A 17,435-nucleotide genomic window follows, 5' to 3' on the forward strand; every position below is an offset into this window, starting at 1 on the left:
GGCCGGGCCGGGTCACCATTGGTGGCATGACCGAGTTTCCGGGACAGGTCGACGACCTGACGACGGCGGTACGCGAACTCGCCGGTGCCGACGTCGTCGCGTTCGGCGGAGTGGGCCTCGCCGGCCAGGTGCTGGTGCCGACCGAGGCGTACCGGACCGTCGAGGCGGCACTGCCCGACCGGGCCGAGGAGATCCGTCCCCGGCTGACGTGGTTGCTGGCGAACGGCTCGGCCGCCGGCAAGGCGTACGCGGCGACGCTGCTCGACCGGGTGGACCCGGCGGCCGCCCGGGAAGCCTGGCGGGGACTGCTCGGTGACCGGGCCGAGCTGACCACCTTCAGCGGCTGCCTGATGGACCGGACCACCCTGGGCGAGTACGCCGCCGCCCGGCTCGACCAGGACTGACGCCGGTCCGGCCGGCTCCCCGCCGCACGGGCGGCGGTTCACCCCCGGTCGACGGGACCGATACCGATACGGTGGTCCGGAATCTGGGAGTTTCGATCCGGGAACACTCGACCCGCACAAACCGGTCCCGGGACCCCGAGCCGGGGACCCGAGCCAGGAAAGGAGAGCCGTGTCGGAACCAGCCAATCCCGCGCCGACCGCGAGGCCGCGCCCGGGCACCGTCACCAACGCCAGCTATCTGCTCTATCTGGCGGCCGCCCTGATCGCCGTCTCGGCGGCGGTCAGCCTCGCCACGCTCGCCACCGTCTCGACCATCTTCCGCGAGGAGTACGCCGGCACCTCCGCCGAGGGCGCCGAGGGCTTCGCCGTCGGCGCCACCGTGTTCAGCGCCGTGCTGCAACTGCTGATCGCCATCGGCCTGGTGGTGCTGGCTCTGCTGAACAACCAGGGCCGCAACGGCGCCCGGATCGCCACCTGGGTGGTCGCCGGGATCGGAGTCTGCTGCACCGGGTTCGGTGCCGCTGGCACGGCGCTCTCCGGGATGGGCGCCGGCGGCGGCTCCACAGGGGACCTTCCGGACGGGGCCGAGATCCAGCGCCGGCTCGAGGCGGAATTGCCCTCGTGGAGCGAGCCGCTCACGCTGATCTGCTCGATCGTCGCGCTGCTGGCGCTGATCGCCGCGATCATCCTGCTCGCACTGCCCGCGTCGAACGAGTTCTTCCGCAAGCAGCCGGCCGGCTGGGAGCCGCCGGTGCCGGGCGCGGCGTACCCGGGCCAGCCGCCCTACCCGGGCCAGGGGCCGACCTCCGGCACCGACCCCGGGTACCCGCAGTATCCGCCGGCCGGACCGCCGTCGAACCCGCCCGGCAACCCGCCGTCGAACCCGCCCGGCAACCCGCCGTCGAACCCGCCCCCCAACCCACCGGCGAGCTGAATTCCCGCACCACGGATCCCCCGGTCGGCACCGGCTGCCGGGGGATCCGGCACGTCCGGCCGTCGGCGGCGACCGGGGGGGGGTGCGGCGGGTGCGGCGGTCGGCCTCCGATCGCGCCGGCGGAGCCTCTCCTCGCCCGGTGACGGTCTTTTCCGATTCGGGGCGCTCCGCTACGTTGTGGGAGCGGTACCGCCGCTGCGGTGGGCCCCGCAGGTGCGGCCGTACGGTGCGCCTCGCGTCGCGGTCCGCCCCGACCGGTGCCCGGTCCCGCCGTACGCCAGCGAAGTCGTCGAGGTGAGGAAGCCAGTGGCAGAAGCCGTTTCCCCGTCGGGCGCCGGTTCCGGGGCCGGTCAGCGTCCCGGGGCGGGCCGGAGCGGAACCCGCCGCGCCCTGATCACCGGCGCCACGGCCGGGATCGGTGCCGCGTTCGCCCGGCGGCTCGCCGCCGACAGGTACGACCTGCTGCTGGTGGCCCGGGACGGCGAACGGCTCGCCGAGTCCGCCGCCGAGCTGACCGCCCGGCACGGCAACACGGTCGAGGTCCTCTCCGCCGACCTGGCCACCGACCAGGGGTGCGGCTCGGTCGAGGAGCGGCTCTCCGACGCGTCGGCGCCGGTCGACATGCTCGTCAACAGCGCGGGGATCAGTCTCAACCGCTCCTTCCTGCACTCGACGGTCTCCGACGAGTCCCGGCTGCTCCGGCTGAACGTGCACGCCGTGCTCCGGCTGACCCTCGCCGCCCTGCCCGGGATGACCGAGCGGCGCCACGGGGCAGTGATAAATGTCTCTTCCGTCGCGGGCTTCGGGCCGGTCATGCCCGGGTCGACGTACCCGGCCAGCAAGGCGTGGGTGACCAACTTCAGCGAGTCGGTGGCCCAGTCGGTCCGGCCGATGGGCGTACGGGTGATGGCGCTCTGCCCCGGCTACACGCGTACCGAGTTCCACGACCGGGCCGGCATCAACATGTCGAAGACGCCGGACTGGATGTGGCTACGCGCCGACGACGTGGTGCGGGACGCCCTTCGTGACCTGGATCGGGACCGCATGGTCAGCGTCCCGGACTGGCGGTACAAGGTGGCGGTCTTCGGCCTGCGGCACGCCCCGGGCCGGATCTGGCGGGCGGTGGCCAAGGACGCCCGGGGCCGGACCGGTCGCGGAGAGTTGTGATCCGGCCGCACGACGCGGTTCCGGCGTTCCTACGGCTGCGATGACGACGGCGCGCGTAGGCAAGATTCAGTGCGGAGAGTAGCCGATTTTTCGGCCCATCGGCCACCGTCAGACCGACGCGAACGGCCCTCCCGCCGGGTCGGCCATTCGGCTCTCACCTTGGCGCAGTACCCTTACCGGCCATGGGGGACCACGACGACCTGCGTAAATTCATCACTGACCTTGCCGTCGTGCACGGTCGGGTGGTGCTGTCCTCTGGTCGTGAGGCGGACTGGTACGTCGATCTGCGGCGCGTGACCCTGCATCACGCGGCGGCACCGTTGGTCGGCCGGATCATGCTCAGCCTCACGGCGGACTGGGATTACGACGCGGTTGGCGGCCTGACGTTGGGTGCGGACCCGATCGCCGTCTCGATGCTGCACGCCGCCTCGGCGACGTCGCGTCGACTCGACGCTTTCGTGGTGCGCAAGGCCGGCAAGACGCACGGGTTGCAGCGCCGGATCGAGGGTCCGGAGGTGAGTGGTCGCCGGGTGTTGGCGGTGGAGGACACCTCCACCACGGGAAGCAGCGTGCTGACCGCAGTGGAGGCGTTACGGGAGGCCGGAGCCGAGGTCGTGGGCGTGGCGGTTATTGTTGATCGTGGTGCGGGCGACGCCGTACGAGCCGCCGGATTGCCATACCGGGCAGCCTATACGTTGGCTGACCTCGGCCTAGTGGCCTAAAAGTTTGCCGATTCGGATCTGCTGATATGCAGGCGGGTCGATGCTGCTGGTGGAAGGATGGAATACGTGGGAACTGCGTTGGCCGAAATGACTATGCCTCAGATCTCGCCGCTTGCCGGCGAGCCGATCGAGCGCGCCGACGCTGAGCGGCTGGCGGGGGTCCTCAAGGCCCTTGCCGACCCCGCTCGGCTTCGGCTGCTCAGCCTGATCCAGTCGGCACCGGAGGGCGAAGCGTGCGTGTGTGACCTCACCGCGCCGCTTGGTCTCTCCCAGCCGACGGTCAGCCATCACCTCCGTATCCTCACCGAAGCCGGCTTGCTGGAGCGGGAGAAGCGGGGCGTGTGGGCTTACTACCGCCTGGTGCCGACGGCGATCGCCACGATCGCCGATCTGCTGACCCCGCCGCGTAAGCGGGCCACCAAGAAGGCCCGCTGAATCAGTGGCCGGCCCGTCTGGTGTCCGCCCTGTGCAGGACGGCGCCAGACGGTCCAACCGCTGCTGACGCGGTGGGGCGGAGCGGGCTTCCGGCGTGAACTATCTCCAGGGAGACCTGCGAGATCAGCTCGCGTACGTCGGGCAGGACGTCGTCCGGACCGGTCTCGTGGTCGGTTCCGGCGGCAACCTGTCCGCCCGGTTGCCCGACGGCGATTCCTGCTGGGTGACCGCTGGCGGCACCTGGCTGGATCGGCTTGACCGTCCATCCTTCGTCCGAGTGCGCATCCCGGATGGTTCCGTCCTTACGGACTATCCGGCTCACTCAGACGTTTCGCTCCGCCCTGGGGAGCCGGCCGCCGACGGTGGCTCGGCGCAGCCGAGCCGGCCCGCCGGACAGGCCCGCCAGGACGGTGCCGCCCTCCCGGACGGTACGACGCTGCCCGTACCCCGGGGCCCGGACGCCGTAGCCTCGGTTGCCGGTGGTGCCTCCGCGTCCGTCGGTGTGCCCGCTTCCGGCATCGGTGCTACTCCGACGCGGCATTCCGTGCTCCCGCACGCCCGGGGCGCGGGTGGCCCGTCGATGCCGGCGGTCGTGCCGACCAGCGAGGTCGAGCTGCACCTCGCCACCTATCGGGCCCGGCCGGACGTGAACGCGATCGTGCACCTGCACCCGCAGACCGTGTTGCTGCTCGATGCCCTCGGCGAAGAGATCCAGCTGGTCACCACCGACCACGGCTTCTATCTGCGCCGGGTCACCCGGGTGCCGTTCCGGCTGCCCGGCACCACCGAACTGGCCGAGTTGGCCGCCGACGCGACCCGGGACGGCACCAACTGTCTTGTGTTGAGCCGGCACGGCTGCTCGGTGCTGGCCGACAGTGTGGAGCTGGCGCACAAGCGGGCCGCCAACCTGGAGGAGGCGGCCCGGCTGACGTACCGGGCGCTCGCCGCCGGCCGGCTCGCCGAGCTGCCGGAGCTGCCCGCCGAGTTTCTGGCCCGGATCGATGGCGGCGCCACCAGCGTCTGAGCCGGATTCCTGGCCCGTTGGGTCGGGCGTGTGAGCAACGTTCCGGGCGCTCCGGACAGGGGGCGGCGCGGGCGGCGTGTGCCGGCCGCGCCGCTGCGGGCTTCCGTCGGGACTGCCGCCAGGCTCCGCTGATCTCGTTGGCCTAGTAGCCCTGGCGGTGCCGCTGCGCCTCCTGGGCCGCGTGTTCCAGCTCGGCCCGCTCGGCCGGGGTGGTGCCGCGCCGGGCGGCCATCCGGGCCCGGAGCAGCTCGATGATGATCGGGACAACCGAGACGAAGACGATGGCGATCAGGATCAGCTCGATGTTCGTCTTGACGAACGGGATCTGGCCGAGGAAGAAGCCGAGCACCGTGACCCCGGTGCCCCAGAGGATGCCGCCGATCACGTTGTAGACCACGAACGTGCGGTACCGCATCCCGCTGACCCCGGCGACGATCGGGGTGAAGGTACGGACGATCGGCACGAACCGGGCCAGCACCACCGATCGGGCGCCGTACTTCTCGAAGAACTCATGCGCCTTGATCAGGTTTTCCTGCTTGAACAGCCGCGAGTTGGGGCGGCGGAACAGCGCGGGACCGACCTTCTTGCCGAACGCGTACCCGACCTGGTCACCGGCGATCGCCGCGATCGTGATCAGCAGGCAGACCAGCCACAACGGGTAGGTGATGTATTCACCGTCGGCGGTCAGCAGGCCGGCGGTGAACAGCAGCGAGTCGCCGGGCAGGAAGAAGCCGATCAGCAGCCCGGACTCGGCGAAGACGATGGCCAGGATGCCGAGCAGCCCGAAGGTGGAGATCAACCACTCCGGATCCAGCCAATCCGGACCCAGGGCCAGCGTGGTGGTGGGCGTCGGCACGAGGAGACCTCCGGAACTCTCGGCATGGCGCGGTGAAGGGTCCGCCAGCAAGGTGGCGGGTACCACCGCAGTCTAGGCGGACGTTCCCGACTGCCGCCGCGCGATGCCGCCCGCCGGGCCGTACCGGACCGGACGCTGACGGCGGTTTCTGGACGAGCGCCCTGGTCGGCGCCGGAATGACCGGCCGCCGACCAGGGCGGGGACGGACCTAGAGTCTCGGATCGACCGGTTCCGACTCGCAGGCGAGGATCGCGAAGACCAGCTCGTGCCGCCGCCAGAGCGGGGCGCCGTCGGCCAGCCGGTCCAGCGCGGCCAGGCCGAGCCCGTGCTCGCGCAGGGCGAGCCCGCGCTTGCGGCCCAGCGACCGCTGCCGGAGAACGGCCAACTGGTCCGGTTCGGCGTACTCCGGGCCGTAGATGATCCGCAGGTACTCCCGGCCCCGGCACTTCAGGCCCGGCTGGAGTAGCCGGCCCTCGGCGTCCCGGGCACCGAGCCCGGCGTACGGCTTCACCACCATCCCCTCGCCGCCGGCCCCGGTCAGCTCCAGCCACCAGTCCGTCGCCGCCTTCTCCGCGGCGGAGTCGCCGAGGTCCACCACCCGGCGCCGGGTCGGGGTGAACAGCTCCGGATCGGCGCCGTGCAGCCGGTCGGCCAGGGCCAGGTGCCAGCCGTGGTCCCGGCCGGCGTGCGAGGCGCCCTCGCTGGCGAGTACGGCGAACGGCGCCAGGGTCACCCCGGCGAGGCCGTCGGTCGGTCGCACGTAGCTCCGGTACGCCTCGGTGTAGCGGTCGAGGTCGGTCGCGCGGCGGGCCATCCGGGCCCGCAGGTCGGCGACCGGCAGGTCCCGGCCGGCAGCCCTCTCCAGCGTGTCCAGCACGGCTGGCAGCGCGGCCCGGCCCGCCGCACCGACCGGGGCGTACTGCTCCCGGATCAGCGCGCCGGCCTTGGCCGACCAGGGCAGCAGTTCACAGTCGAGCAACAGCCAGTCGGTGTCGAGTTCCGCCCACAGCCCGGCACCGCCGACGGCGGCGCGTACCCGGGCCAGCAGCGCCCGGTCGAGCCCGCCGCCGAAGAACGGCCGCCCGGTGCGGGTGTAGATCACCCCGTCGCCCGGACCGAACCGGCCCGGACCGAACCGGCCGGCGCCGGCCGGTGCCGCCGGATCGACCTCGTCCCGGCAGACCAGCACCACCGCCCGGGACCCCATGTGCTTCTCCTCGCAGACCACCCGGTCGACCCCGGCCCGCCGGTAGTCCGTGAACGCCTGCGCGGGATGCTCCAGGAAGCCCTCGACGGCCGAGGTGGAGCAGGGTGCCATGGTCGGCGGCAGCCAGGGCAGCCAGCGCGGGTCGACGGCGAACCGGCTCATCACCTCCAGCGCCGCGGCGGCGTTCTCGGCCGGTACGGTCAGCGTGCCGTAGCCGTAGTCGAGGTGCCGGCGCCCGGTGACGTCCCGCAGGTCCAGCCCGAGGTCGTCCCGCTCGCCGGCGCCCAGCCGGCCGGTGGAGCCGGACGAAGCCGCCGCCCCGGACGCCAGCGCAGCCGGCCGCCCGGTGAACGGCCGGGCCGGCGGGTAGTACTCCTTCGCCGCCGGCACCGAGACGAGTTCCCGGCTCGGGTAACGCAGTGCCGTCAACGTGCCGCCGAAGACGCAGCCGGTGTCGATGCAGATGGTGTTGTTGACCCACTCGGGGGCCGGGGTGGGGGTGTGGCCGTAGACGACCATCGCCGAACCGCGGTAGTCCCGGGCCCACGGGTAGCGCACCGGCAGGCCGTACTCGTCGGTCTCGCCGGTGGTTTCGCCGAAGAGCGCGAACGCCCGGACCCGGCCGGACGCCCGACCCTGGTATTCGGCCTTGAGGCCGGCGTGCGCGACCACCAGCCGGCCGCCGTCCAGTACGTAGTGGCTGACCAGGCCGTCGACGAACGCGGCGATCTCGGCGACGAACCCGGGTTCCTCGCCGTCGAGCTGGGCCAGCGTCTCGGCCAGGCCGTGCGAGACCGTGACGTTGCGGCCGCGCAGCTTGCGCAGCAGCTTCTGCTCGTGGTTGCCGGGCACGCAGAGCGCGGTGCCGGCACCGACCATCCCCATCACCAGCCGGAGTACGCCGGGCGAGTCCGGCCCGCGGTCGACCAGGTCACCCACGAAGATCGCGGTACGACCCTCCGGGTGCGTCGCGTTCACCGGCCGCCCGCTCCCGTCGCGGTGCAGCGTCCAGCCGAGCCGGAGCAGCAGCGCCGCCAACTCGGCCCGGCAGCCGTGCACGTCGCCGATGATGTCGAACGGTCCGGTCAGCTCCCTGCGGTCGTTGAACAGCTTCTCGTAGCGGATCTCGGCGGTCTCGATCTCCTCGACGCCGCGCAGCACGTGCACCTTGCGGAAGCCCTCCCGCTCCAGCCGCCCGACACTGCGCCGCAGGTCCCGCTGCATCCGCCCGAGCACCTGCCGGCCGAACGACCGCTCGGACCGGGCCTGCGTACGCTCCCAGCAGAGCGGCTCGGGCACGTCCAGCACGATCGCCACCGGCAGTACGTCGTGTTCCCGGGCGACGGTGACCAGCCCGGCCCGGGCGTGCTGCTGGAGGTTGGTGGCGTCCACCACGGTCAGCCGACCGGCGCGCAGCCGCTTTCCGGCGACGTGGTGCAGGACCTCGAACGCGTCGCCCGAGGCGGACTGGTCGTTCTCGTCGTCGGCCACCATCGCCCGGAAGGTGTCCGAGGAGAGCACCTGGGTCGGCGCGAAGTGCCGGCGGGCAAAGGTCGACTTGCCCGAACCGGAGACGCCGACCAGGGCCACCAGGGCCAGTTCGGGAATGTCCAGCGTGCTCATCGGGCGTCTCCTCCGTCACCAACGGTGCTGTCACCGGTCGTACTCGTGCTGGTCGTGCGGTCGGTGCCGGCCGTCGGCGGTGCCGTGCCGGGCGGAGAGGTCGGTGTACCTCCCGATGGCGCGGTGCGGGCGAAGACCGCGAGCTGGGTCGGGCTGCCCACCTCCGGGTCGTCGGCGCCGACGCCGCTGATCGTGACCGCGTAGCCGTAGCTGGCGCCGACCGCGTCGGCCCAGGCCGCGAACTCGGCCCGGGTCCACTCGAACCGGTGGTCGGTGTGCCGGAACGCACCGGTGGCCAGGCCCGGGTACCGCACGTTGTACTCGACGTTCGGGGTGGTCACGACCACCGTCTCCGGTCCGGCGTGCCCGAAGACGGCTGCCTCCAGCGCCGGTAGGCGCGGCGGGTCGAGGTGCTCGACCACCTCCATCAGCACGGCGGCCTCGTACCCGCGCAGCCGGTCGTCCCGGTAGGTCAGCGCGGACTGCCACAGCTTGATCCGGTCGCGCTGCCGGGGCGGCAGCCGGTCCAGCCGCAGCCGCCGCTGCGCGATCGCCAGCGTCCGGGAGGAGACGTCGGTGCCGACGATCTCGGTGTACCGGCGATTCTTCACCAGCTCGGTCAGGAGCGCGCCGCCACCGCAGCCGAGGTCGAGCACCCGGGTGGCGCCGGAGCGGTCCAGCGCGTCGAGTACGGCGGCCCGGCGCAGCGCCGCGAGCGGCTGTCGGTCGACGGTGGCCGGCAGCCCGGCCTCCTCGTCGGCACCGCCGTCGGGCGCCTCCACGATGGTGTCCGGATCGCCCGGCTCGTCCGCGAGCCGCTGCTCCGCCAGCCGGGCCAGCGCGGCGCCGGCCAGGGCCCGCCGGTGGGCCAGGTAGCGGCGGGTGATCAGCCCTCGCTCCGGATGTTCCGCCAGCCAGCCGGCGCCGGCCCGGAGCAGCTTGTCGATCTCGTCCGGCGCGACCCAGTAGTGCTTGGCGTCGTCCAGCACCGGCAGCAGCACGTACAGGTGGTTGAGGGCGTCGGCGAGCCGCAGCGTGCCGGTCAGGGTGAGGTCGACGTACCGGCTGTCGCCCCAGTCGGGGTGGGTCGGGTCCAGCGGGATCGGGGCGGCGTTCACCGTCCAGCCCAGCGGGGCGAAGAGCCTGCCGGCCAGTTCGGCCCCGCCCCGGCAACGCAGTGCGGGTACCCGCAGCTCCAGCGGGATCGGGGTGGCGGCCAGCTCGGGCCGGTCCTTCGAATTCCCGCGCAGCGCCGAGCGGAACACAGTGGACAGCGCCGAGGAGAGCAGGCTGGAGGCGGCGTACCCGCGGTCGTTGACGTACTGGCCGAGGGTGAAGCCGTCCGGCGTCGGGTTGCCGCCCCGGCCGCCCTTTCCCCGCCGCCCCCGGCCGCCCTGCAGCGCCAGCGGGTCGATGTCGAGCAGCAGGGCGGCGGTGCAACGTTCGGCGCCGGCTTCCGGGTACACCACGTACGCCGTACCGGTGGGCACCTCGAAGGTGTGCACCCGGTCGGGGTGCTTCACGAGCAGGTAGCCCAGGTCGGTGGCTGGCTGGTGGGTGGTGGTCACGGTGATCAACACGTCGACCATGCTGACAGTTCCCGGACCACCCCGTCGCGTCGATTACCACCGCCGGCACCGACCGCGACACGCCGACCCGAGGTCCCGAGGTCCCGATGGCTGGAACGGCGGCCACGCGCCACCGCACTGGAACCGCCCGACACGGCGACACCCCGCCGACCCGTACCGGGGCCGACGGGGTGTCGGTGGTGCTGGTGTCCGTGGACGTCAGGCGACGAACCGGGTCCGGCGGCGCCGGGCCAGGACGAAGCCGAAGACGCCCGCCGCGAGCAGCAGGAGACCGGCCGCGGCGACGATGCCGGTGGACGCGCCGGTAACCGGCAGACCTCCGCCGCCGCCACCTTCCTCGGTCGCGTTCACCAGGATCTTCGCCTCGTCGTTGGACCCGTCGAGGTCACTGTGCCGGCCCTCGCACGGGCAGTCGATGTTGATTTCGATGCTGCCGGTGGCGTTCGGCACGACCTTGTCGATGCGCAGCTTGAACTCGAACGCGTGCTGGTCACCCACCTTGATGAAGGACTCCGAGTAGCAGTGGTACGCCGGGGCACCGGTCTTGCCGAACTGCTCCCAGTCGCCGCTGCCGTCGCTGTCGCGCGGGCTGCAGTTCTCCGGTACGCCGACCGCGGTGGTCCCGGTCGGGATCGTGACGTGCACGTTGGTGAAGGAGCCGCCACCCCGGGTCGCGTCGATGGTGGCCGGACCCTCGTTGCGGAGCCCGAGCTTGGCGGTCACCACGTCGCCGGCCTCGCCGGTCAGGGTGGCGCCGATCGCGGAGAGGTCGGCACCGTTCTTGCCGGTGACCTCGAGCGCGACGCTCGACCAGTTGTTCTCCGGGTTGGTGTCGGCCTGCTGGCCCCGGGCCTGAACGCCACCCGCCTGGGTCAGGTCCAGCTCACCGTCAGTGCCGGGCTTGCCCAGGTCGGTGACGCCCCGGTCGGCCAGGTAGGCGACGTAGTCCTCGAACTCGGCGGTGGTCATCCAGACGATCTCGCCGTACGCGCCGCCGGGCGCCTCGGTGTCCGCGCCGATGGTGTACGGCAGCGTGGCGCTGTAGGAGCCGCCCGGTGCGAGCGCCTCGTCGAACTTGCAGGTGAGCAGGTCCTCGTCGGCGTACGTGCAGTTGCTGAACCGGGTCGTCGAGCGGAAGGCGTAGTCGTTGTAGAAGACCGCGACCGCACCCTGGATGGTGGACTCGCCGTTGTTGGCCACGGTCAGCGGCGTGCTGACCTTGCCGCCCGGTTTGCCGCTCCTGGTCAGCTCGTCGCCCGCGGCCAGGTCGACACCCTCGCCGACCCGGATCTTCGCGGTGTGCGTGACGGTGTCGATGCCGGCCGCGCTGACCGAGACCTTCAGGTTGCCCTCGTCACCGTCCTCGGCCTCCTTGGTCGGCGCGAGGACCACCCAGGCCACCCCGGCGAGGCCCTGCTCGTCGATGTCGATGGGGTACGGAATCGTACAGGTCAGCGCGGTGGCGCCCGAGGGGGTACAGTCGCCGAACTCCTCGTCCTCCTCGGCGACCTTCACCTTGCCGGCCAGATCGGCGAAGTCGTACCGAATGGTCAGCTCGTGCAGGGTCAGCGGTCCGGAGGTGGAGTACAGCACCGGCGATTCGATCTTGCCGGCGCTGCCGGCCGCGATCGTCGTGTCGGCGAAGAAGACGTCCAGCTTTCCGGCCGGTGCGCCGGCGGTGGCCGGAGCGGCGGCGGTGGCGACGAGCGCACCGGCCACGCCGACCCCGGCCAGCCAGCGCCGCGCGGTCGTGAATCGCATTGAGGGGTTCCTCCCGTGAAGAGCGGGTGCAGCCTGCCGTAACGGGTCAGGCGCAGCCTGCGGAGCTTAAGGGCTCCTCAACTGCCGGCGCTGTCCTGGATGGAGAGATTCGGCCGAACGGCTGAGTTGTAAGTCAGGCAATCTTCCTGTCCCACGCTTCCGTCTATAGGGGAGGAGAGGCCCGGAGGTGCCCGTGACGTACGAGGAGTTCGCCGACTCCAGACTCACCGCGCTGCTGCGCTACGCGGTGATGCTGACCGGCGATCCCCATCTCGCCCAGGATCTCGTGCAGGAGACGATGGTGCGGGTTCAGCTCAACTGGCGGCGGGTGGCCCGGGCCGACGCACCCGAACGGTACGTGCGCCGGATGCTGACCAACCAGTACCTCGACTGGCAGCGCGGCTCCTGGGTACGGCGGGTGCTACTGCGCGCGGAGCCCGACGAGGCCCTCGCCGTACGCGTCGACCACGCCGAGACCACCGTGGAACGGGACCAGGTGTGGAACTGGCTGTCCCGGCTGCCGCGCCGGCAGCGGGCCGCACTGGTGCTCCGCTACTACGAGGACCTGCCGGACGCCGAGATCGCCGAGGTGCTCGGCTGCGCGGTCGGGACCGTCCGGTCGGCCATCTCGCGCGCCCTTGCCACCCTACGTGCCGAATTCGTGGAGGCCTGAGAATGAGCGACGACGACATCCTGGTGTTCGACGACTCGCCGGGGCCGGACGAGTCGGGTGCCGGCCCGGATCCACGGCTGGTCGAGGAGGAGTTGCGGGCGGCGTTCGTCCGGTACGAGTCGCTGACCCCGGAGGCCGGGCCGCTGCGCGCGGCGATCGACCGTCGGGTGGTAGGCCGACGGCGCCGCCGGCGCGCCGCCCAGGTCGCCGGGGTCGCCCTCGCCATGCTCGGCGTGCTCGCGGTGCCGACGTTCGGCCGTACCGTGGGGCCGCCGCCGATGCCGGAGGTCGCCGCGCCGCCGCTCGCGGCCCGGCCGACCGGCCCGGCCGAGCCGCTGAACTTCCTCGTCCTCGGCGTCGACGGCGGGGACGGCCGGAGCAACGGCCACCGCGCGGACACCGTGCTGCTGGTGCACGTGCCGGCGGACCGGAGCCGGCTCTATCTCGTCTCGGTGCCCCGGGACCTCGGCGTCGAGGTGCCCGGGCACGGCTTCGGAAAGCTCAGTGCCGCGTTCTACCTCGGCAGTCACCGGCCGGGAAGCCGGCCCGACCTGGCGGCCGGCGCCGCGCTGACCGAGCGGACGGTCAGCGCGCTGACCGGGATCCGGTTCGACGCGACCGCGACGCTGACCTACGCCGGACTGCGCCAGCTCACCGACGCGGTCGGCGGGGTCCGGGTGTGCCTGCCGCGGCAGGTGCGGTCCCACCACACCGCCCGGGTCTTCCCGGCCGGCTGCCAGCAGCTCGACGGCGTCGCCGCGCAGGACCTGCTGCGCCAGCGGTACCGGCTGGACCAGGGGGCGCACGACCGGGACCGCAACGGCCAGCGGTTCGCCGAGGCGCTGCTGCACGAGGTCACCGATCCGGCCGACGGGCTCAATCCGGTCCGGGTCGCGGAGATCGTCCGGGCGCTCGGCCGGAACCTCACCCTCGACCTTGACGGGATGACCCCGCAGGGGCTGTTCGGTGCGCTGCGGACGGTGGCCGCGGCGGATGCGGTGGGGATCGGCTGGACGTACCACCCGGACCGTGGACCGGTGGGCGAGGTCGAGAGCCTGGACCCGGCCCAGAGCCGCAGCCTGTTCGACGCGTTCCGTCGGGACGCCCTGGCCGAATGGGTCGGCAAGCACCCGGAACGGGTCACTCGGTGAAACCCTTTCACCTCGGTGAGGCTTTTCAACCCTGAACTGCGCGGCGCCCGTGCGATCGCGCCGGACCGCAGCGGAAGGTGGAAAGGTTCACCGACCCGACCCGCCTGGTTCCTGTCGCGCGCTGTTCACCTCCGCGTCATGTGGCTCCGCCCTGGTCGCCGAGGTTGGCCCGTACACTCGCCGGGTCCGTGGGGCGGTGCGTGGGACGGAGCCGAGATGACGCCTGACGATGCCGGGGCAGGCCGCCACTCGCCGGGCCGGATCGTCATGCTGGTCGACAACGGCGTCAACGGGGACTCCCGGGTGCAGAAGCAGGCCCGGTCGGCGGCGGACGCCGGCTGGGAGGTGATCCTGCTCGGCCGGTCGCCGACCATGGCGCCGCAGAGCTGGCAGCTCGGTCGGGCTCAGGTCCGGCTGCTGCCGATGCCGGAGCCGCTGTTCCGCAAGCGTCACCAGTACCGGCGCGCCTGGCTGCGCTGGCCGCTCGGCTACCCGCCGAACGGGATCGCCGAACACCAGGCCCAGCAGGTCGCCGCCTGGCGGGCGGACCTGCGGTTCCGGGGCGCCCAGCTCGAACTGGCCGCCCGGGCGGGCCGGCGCCGCCGCGCGGCGGAACTCTGGCTCCGGCTCCGGCTGGTGCTGGCGGCCCTGGCCGGCCGCTGGGTCTGGATCCGGACGAAGATGCACAACCGGGGCCTCTACGGCCGTCGCTACCGCAACCCGTGGGACCGCGCGTACACGCTGTTCTGGCAGTTGACCATGGGCGACAGGGCCTGGCGTCGGCTCGAACCGGGGCTCTGGGACTACGAGCTGGCGTACGGGCCGGTGGTCGACGAGCTGGCGCCGGACCTGATCCACGCCAACGACTTCCGGATGCTCGGGGTGGGTGCCCGGGCCAAGACCAGGGCGCAGGCCGCCGGCCGGCCGGTCAAGCTGGTCTGGGACGCCCACGAGTTCCTGCCGGGCATCCGGCCGTGGCAGCCACACATCCGCTGGCTGCCCGCCATGCGGGCGCACGAGCGCGAGTACGCCCCGTACGCCGACGCCGTGGTCACCGTCTCCGACGCGCTCGCCGACCTGCTCCGCGCGGAGCACCACCTCGACGAGCAGCCGGCAGTGGTGCTGAACGCGCCCGCCGCCGAGCACGCCCCGGACGGGGCGGACGGGGGCGTTCCGGACCTGCGGCACCGCTGCGGGATCGGGCCCGACGTTCCGCTGGTGGTCTACAGCGGCAGCGCCGCCGAGCAGCGTGGCCTGCGTACCATGGTCGACGCCCTGCCCGAGCTGCCCGGGGTGCACACCGCGCTGGTGGTGAACCCCGACCTCCAGTACGTGCGCAAGCTCGTCGCGCGCGCCCACCGGATCGGTGTCGCCGACCGGGTGCACGTGCTGCCGTACGTCGAGCACTGGCAGGTGGTGCCGTTCCTGTCCGGCGCGGACGTCGGGGCGATCCCGATCCACCACTGGCCCAACCACGAGATCGCGCTGATCACCAAGTTCTTCGAGTACGCGCACGCCCGGCTGCCGCTGGTGGTCAGCGATGTGAAGACGATGGCCGGGACGGTCCGGTCGACCGGGCAGGGCGAGGTCTTCCGGGCCCGGGACGTCGCCGACTACGCCCGGGCGGTCCGGACGGTACTGGCGGACCGGGAGCGGTACCGGGCCGCATACGACCGGCCGGGACTGTTGGAAGGCTGGACCTGGGCGGCCCAGGCCGAGATCCTCACCGGGATCTACCGCCGGCTGCTCTCCGGTGCGCCCGAACCGGCGGGAACTCCCGCCCGGCCGTTGACGGTGGCGGGACGTCCGGACGGGCTACCGGTGCCGGCGGCTCAGCGGTAGTCGTCGTCCTCGGTGCCGACGACCTGGGCCTGCTCCAGGGCGTCCCAGTCGTTGACCTCCAGCCCGGTCTGCACGGCCGGCTGCTCCTCGTTGTTCGGGTTCGCGACCGTCGCCTGCTCCACGGCGTCCGCGGCCGGCGCCTCCGGGTCGCGCTCGTCCGGGGTCAGGTGGTCGCCGGGAGCGAAGTCCTCGTCGGGCTGGCCCATGTCTACTCCTGCCGATTGGTGCCGCTGGTTCCACCGTACGGGCTGATCGGGTGGCCCGTACCCGGAGCACCGTGCCCGGTCCCGGAGCGGGCTAAACCGCCCGTCCGGCTCCGGGACGCGTGCCACGATGAGGCGGTGGGCTTCCTGATCAGGCTGGTGATCGGTGCGTTGGCACTGTGGATCACCAGCCTGGTGGTGCCCGGTATCGAGCTGACCGGGCGGTCCGCCGGAGAAGACGCGCTCACCGTACTCGTCGTGGCGTTCATCTTCGGGGTGGTCAACGCGGTGCTCAAGCCGATCATCCACCTCGTCGGCTGCGTCTTCTACGTGCTGACCCTGGGACTCTTCGCGCTGGTCGTCAACGCGCTGCTCTTCCTGCTCACGGACTGGATCGCGCACGTGTTCGACCTGCCGTTCGAAATCGACGGCTTCTGGCCCGCCTTCTACGGGGCGATCGTGATGGCCGTGGTGAGCTGGCTGATCGGTGTCGTGTGGCCGGGCCGGTCCGAACGCTGAGCCGGGGCCGGGTGGGTTGAATTGGCGCGAGCGGACTACGGGATACTTCGGGGCGGAGGACAGCGCGGTCCGGGCGCACCCATCGAGTCTTTTCCCACCTGAACCGCGCGGCGCCCGCGCATCGACCCTCACCCGCGACCACCGGCCGCGAGGGGAGGTGGGAATAGATCATCCAGACAGCGGCCGAGCAGGCCGAGAGCGGTTAGTAAGGAGCGTTTCACATGCCCATCGCTTCCCCCGAGGTCTACGCCGAGATGCTGGACCGCGCCAAGGCGGGCCGGTATGCGTACCCGGCGATCAACGTGACGTCCTCGCAGACGCTGAACGCGGCGCTGCGCGGCTTCGCCGACGCGGAGAGCGACGGCATCATCCAGGTTTCCACCGGCGGCGCGGAATACCTCTCCGGCCCGACGGTGAAGAACATGGTGACCGGCGCGGTGGCCTTCGCCGCGTACGCCCGCGAGGTGGCCAAGAACTACCCGGTCAACATCGCGCTGCACACCGACCACTGCCCGAAGGACAAGCTCGACAAGTTCGTCCGCCCGCTGATGGCGATCTCCAAGGAGCGGGTGGCCCGGGGCGAGGAGCCGCTGTTCCAGTCGCACATGTGGGACGGCTCCGCCGTACCGGTCGGGGAGAATCTGGAGATCGCGTCGCAGTTGCTCGACGACGCGGCGGCCGGGCACATCGTGCTGGAGATCGAGGTCGGCGTGGTCGGCGGCGAGGAGGACGGTGTCGAGAACGCGATCAACGAGAAGCTCTACACCACCGTCGAGGACGGCATCGCCATGGTCGACGCGCTCGGCCTCGGCGAGAAGGGCCGCTACATGGCGGCGCTGACCTTCGGCAACGTGCACGGCGTCTACAAGCCCGGCAACGTCAAGCTCCGCCCGGAGATCCTGGGCGAGATCCAGCAGGCGGTCGGCGCCAAGTACAACAAGGGCGACAAGCCGCTCAGCCTGGTCTTCCACGGCGGCTCCGGCTCGTTGCTGGAGGAGATCCGCGAGGCGCTCGACTACGGCGTGGTGAAGATGAACATCGACACCGACACGCAGTACACCTTCACCCGGCCGGTGGCGGACCACATGTTCCGCAACTACGACGGCGTGCTCAAGGTCGACGGCGAGGTCGGCAACAAGAAGATGTACGACCCCCGGGTCTGGGGCAAGGCGGCCGAGGCGGGCATGGCGCAGCGGGTCGTCGAGGCGTGCGAGCACCTGCGCTCGACCGGTACGACGCTGGCCAAGTAGTTCCGGCAGTCCAACCCGGTGGCGGGTGGGGCCACGGTCGCCGATCCCGGCACCGGCCAGGCCCACCCGCCCCGG

General features: G+C 72.1%; 17 protein-coding genes and 1 pseudogene. 12 read left to right on the top strand and 6 right to left on the bottom strand.

What is annotated here, in order from left to right; translation table 11 throughout:
* The first annotated feature begins 26 nt into the window (after positions 1-26).
* From R6Y94_RS28685 to R6Y94_RS28710, 6 genes and pseudogenes are all read left to right on the top strand, one after another.
* Positions 27-404: a hypothetical protein gene (locus tag R6Y94_RS28685; RefSeq protein WP_318398964.1), complete on the top strand. Its 378-nt coding sequence runs from the start codon at positions 27-29 to the stop codon at positions 402-404.
* 169 nt (positions 405-573) lie between these two features.
* Positions 574-1,338 (top strand): hypothetical protein, encoded by a 765-nt coding sequence (locus R6Y94_RS28690; protein ID WP_318398965.1) that lies wholly within the window; start codon positions 574-576, stop codon positions 1,336-1,338.
* Positions 1,339-1,728: 390 nt separating this feature from the next.
* Positions 1,729-2,505 carry an SDR family oxidoreductase gene (locus R6Y94_RS28695; protein WP_318399085.1) on the top strand — a complete coding sequence of 259 codons (777 nt, stop codon included), beginning with the start codon at positions 1,729-1,731 and terminating at the stop codon, positions 2,503-2,505.
* A 182-nt stretch (positions 2,506-2,687) separates the two neighbouring features.
* The gene (gene pyrE / locus R6Y94_RS28700; protein ID WP_318398966.1) at positions 2,688-3,227 is read left to right on the top strand and encodes an orotate phosphoribosyltransferase; all 540 of its coding nucleotides are present in this window, start codon (positions 2,688-2,690) and stop codon (positions 3,225-3,227) included.
* A 57-nt stretch (positions 3,228-3,284) separates the two neighbouring features.
* Positions 3,285-3,662, top strand: coding sequence for an ArsR/SmtB family transcription factor (locus R6Y94_RS28705; RefSeq protein WP_007073957.1), 378 nt, complete (start codon positions 3,285-3,287; stop codon positions 3,660-3,662).
* Positions 3,663-3,756: 94 nt separating this feature from the next.
* A pseudogene (locus R6Y94_RS28710) lies at positions 3,757-3,960 on the top strand (class II aldolase/adducin family protein); the annotation flags it as partial.
* Positions 3,961-3,984: 24 nt separating this feature from the next.
* On the opposite strand, the gene R6Y94_RS28715 reads toward R6Y94_RS28710, so the two are convergent.
* Entirely contained in the window at positions 3,985-4,203 is a 219-nt protein-coding gene (locus R6Y94_RS28715) for a hypothetical protein (RefSeq protein WP_318399101.1), read from the bottom strand.
* Between the two features lie 39 nt (positions 4,204-4,242).
* On the opposite strand from R6Y94_RS28715, the gene R6Y94_RS28720 reads away from it, so the two are divergent.
* Positions 4,243-4,686, top strand: coding sequence for a class II aldolase/adducin family protein (locus R6Y94_RS28720; RefSeq protein WP_318399086.1), 444 nt, complete (start codon positions 4,243-4,245; stop codon positions 4,684-4,686).
* 142 nt (positions 4,687-4,828) lie between these two features.
* Here R6Y94_RS28720 and R6Y94_RS28725 read toward each other — a convergent pair whose 3' ends face one another.
* The 4 genes from R6Y94_RS28725 to R6Y94_RS28740 form a co-directional block, all read right to left on the bottom strand.
* The gene (locus R6Y94_RS28725; protein WP_318398967.1) at positions 4,829-5,542 is read right to left on the bottom strand and encodes a DedA family protein; all 714 of its coding nucleotides are present in this window, start codon (positions 5,540-5,542) and stop codon (positions 4,829-4,831) included.
* A 208-nt stretch (positions 5,543-5,750) separates the two neighbouring features.
* Positions 5,751-8,372: a polynucleotide kinase-phosphatase gene (locus R6Y94_RS28730; RefSeq protein ID WP_318398968.1), complete on the bottom strand. Its 2,622-nt coding sequence runs from the start codon at positions 8,370-8,372 to the stop codon at positions 5,751-5,753.
* Positions 8,369-9,952, bottom strand: coding sequence for a 3' terminal RNA ribose 2'-O-methyltransferase Hen1 (locus tag R6Y94_RS28735; RefSeq protein WP_318398969.1), 1,584 nt, complete (start codon positions 9,950-9,952; stop codon positions 8,369-8,371). The genes R6Y94_RS28730 and R6Y94_RS28735 overlap by 4 nt, the downstream gene beginning before the upstream one ends.
* Before the next feature lie 207 nt (positions 9,953-10,159).
* The gene (locus R6Y94_RS28740; protein WP_318398970.1) at positions 10,160-11,722 is read right to left on the bottom strand and encodes an LPXTG cell wall anchor domain-containing protein; all 1,563 of its coding nucleotides are present in this window, start codon (positions 11,720-11,722) and stop codon (positions 10,160-10,162) included.
* 193 nt (positions 11,723-11,915) lie between these two features.
* On the opposite strand from R6Y94_RS28740, the gene R6Y94_RS28745 reads away from it, so the two are divergent.
* From R6Y94_RS28745 to R6Y94_RS28755, 3 genes are all read left to right on the top strand, one after another.
* On the top strand, positions 11,916-12,395 hold the full coding sequence (locus R6Y94_RS28745; RefSeq protein WP_318399087.1) for a SigE family RNA polymerase sigma factor: 480 nt from the start codon (positions 11,916-11,918) through the stop codon (positions 12,393-12,395).
* 2 nt (positions 12,396-12,397) lie between these two features.
* Positions 12,398-13,546, top strand: coding sequence for an LCP family protein (locus R6Y94_RS28750; protein ID WP_318398971.1), 1,149 nt, complete (start codon positions 12,398-12,400; stop codon positions 13,544-13,546).
* Between the two features lie 267 nt (positions 13,547-13,813).
* Positions 13,814-15,388, top strand: a complete 1,575-nt coding sequence (locus tag R6Y94_RS28755) for a glycosyltransferase family 4 protein (protein WP_318399088.1) — start codon at positions 13,814-13,816, stop codon at positions 15,386-15,388.
* Here the strand turns inward: R6Y94_RS28755 and R6Y94_RS28760 are convergent.
* The gene (locus R6Y94_RS28760; RefSeq protein WP_318398972.1) at positions 15,379-15,594 is read right to left on the bottom strand and encodes a hypothetical protein; all 216 of its coding nucleotides are present in this window, start codon (positions 15,592-15,594) and stop codon (positions 15,379-15,381) included. The genes R6Y94_RS28755 and R6Y94_RS28760 overlap by 10 nt on opposite strands.
* 135 nt (positions 15,595-15,729) lie before the next feature.
* Between R6Y94_RS28760 and R6Y94_RS28765 the strand changes: the two genes are divergently transcribed.
* Both R6Y94_RS28765 and fbaA read left to right on the top strand, forming a co-directional pair.
* Entirely contained in the window at positions 15,730-16,110 is a 381-nt protein-coding gene (locus R6Y94_RS28765) for a phage holin family protein (protein ID WP_318398973.1), read from the top strand.
* A gap of 221 nt (positions 16,111-16,331) precedes the next feature.
* Positions 16,332-17,360, top strand: coding sequence for a class II fructose-bisphosphate aldolase (fbaA, locus tag R6Y94_RS28770; RefSeq protein ID WP_318398974.1), 1,029 nt, complete (start codon positions 16,332-16,334; stop codon positions 17,358-17,360).
* Positions 17,361-17,435 lie beyond the last annotated feature (75 nt).

Source organism: Plantactinospora sp. KLBMP9567 (genome assembly GCF_033446045.1).
In the GTDB taxonomy this organism is placed as follows: domain Bacteria; phylum Actinomycetota; class Actinomycetes; order Mycobacteriales; family Micromonosporaceae; genus Plantactinospora.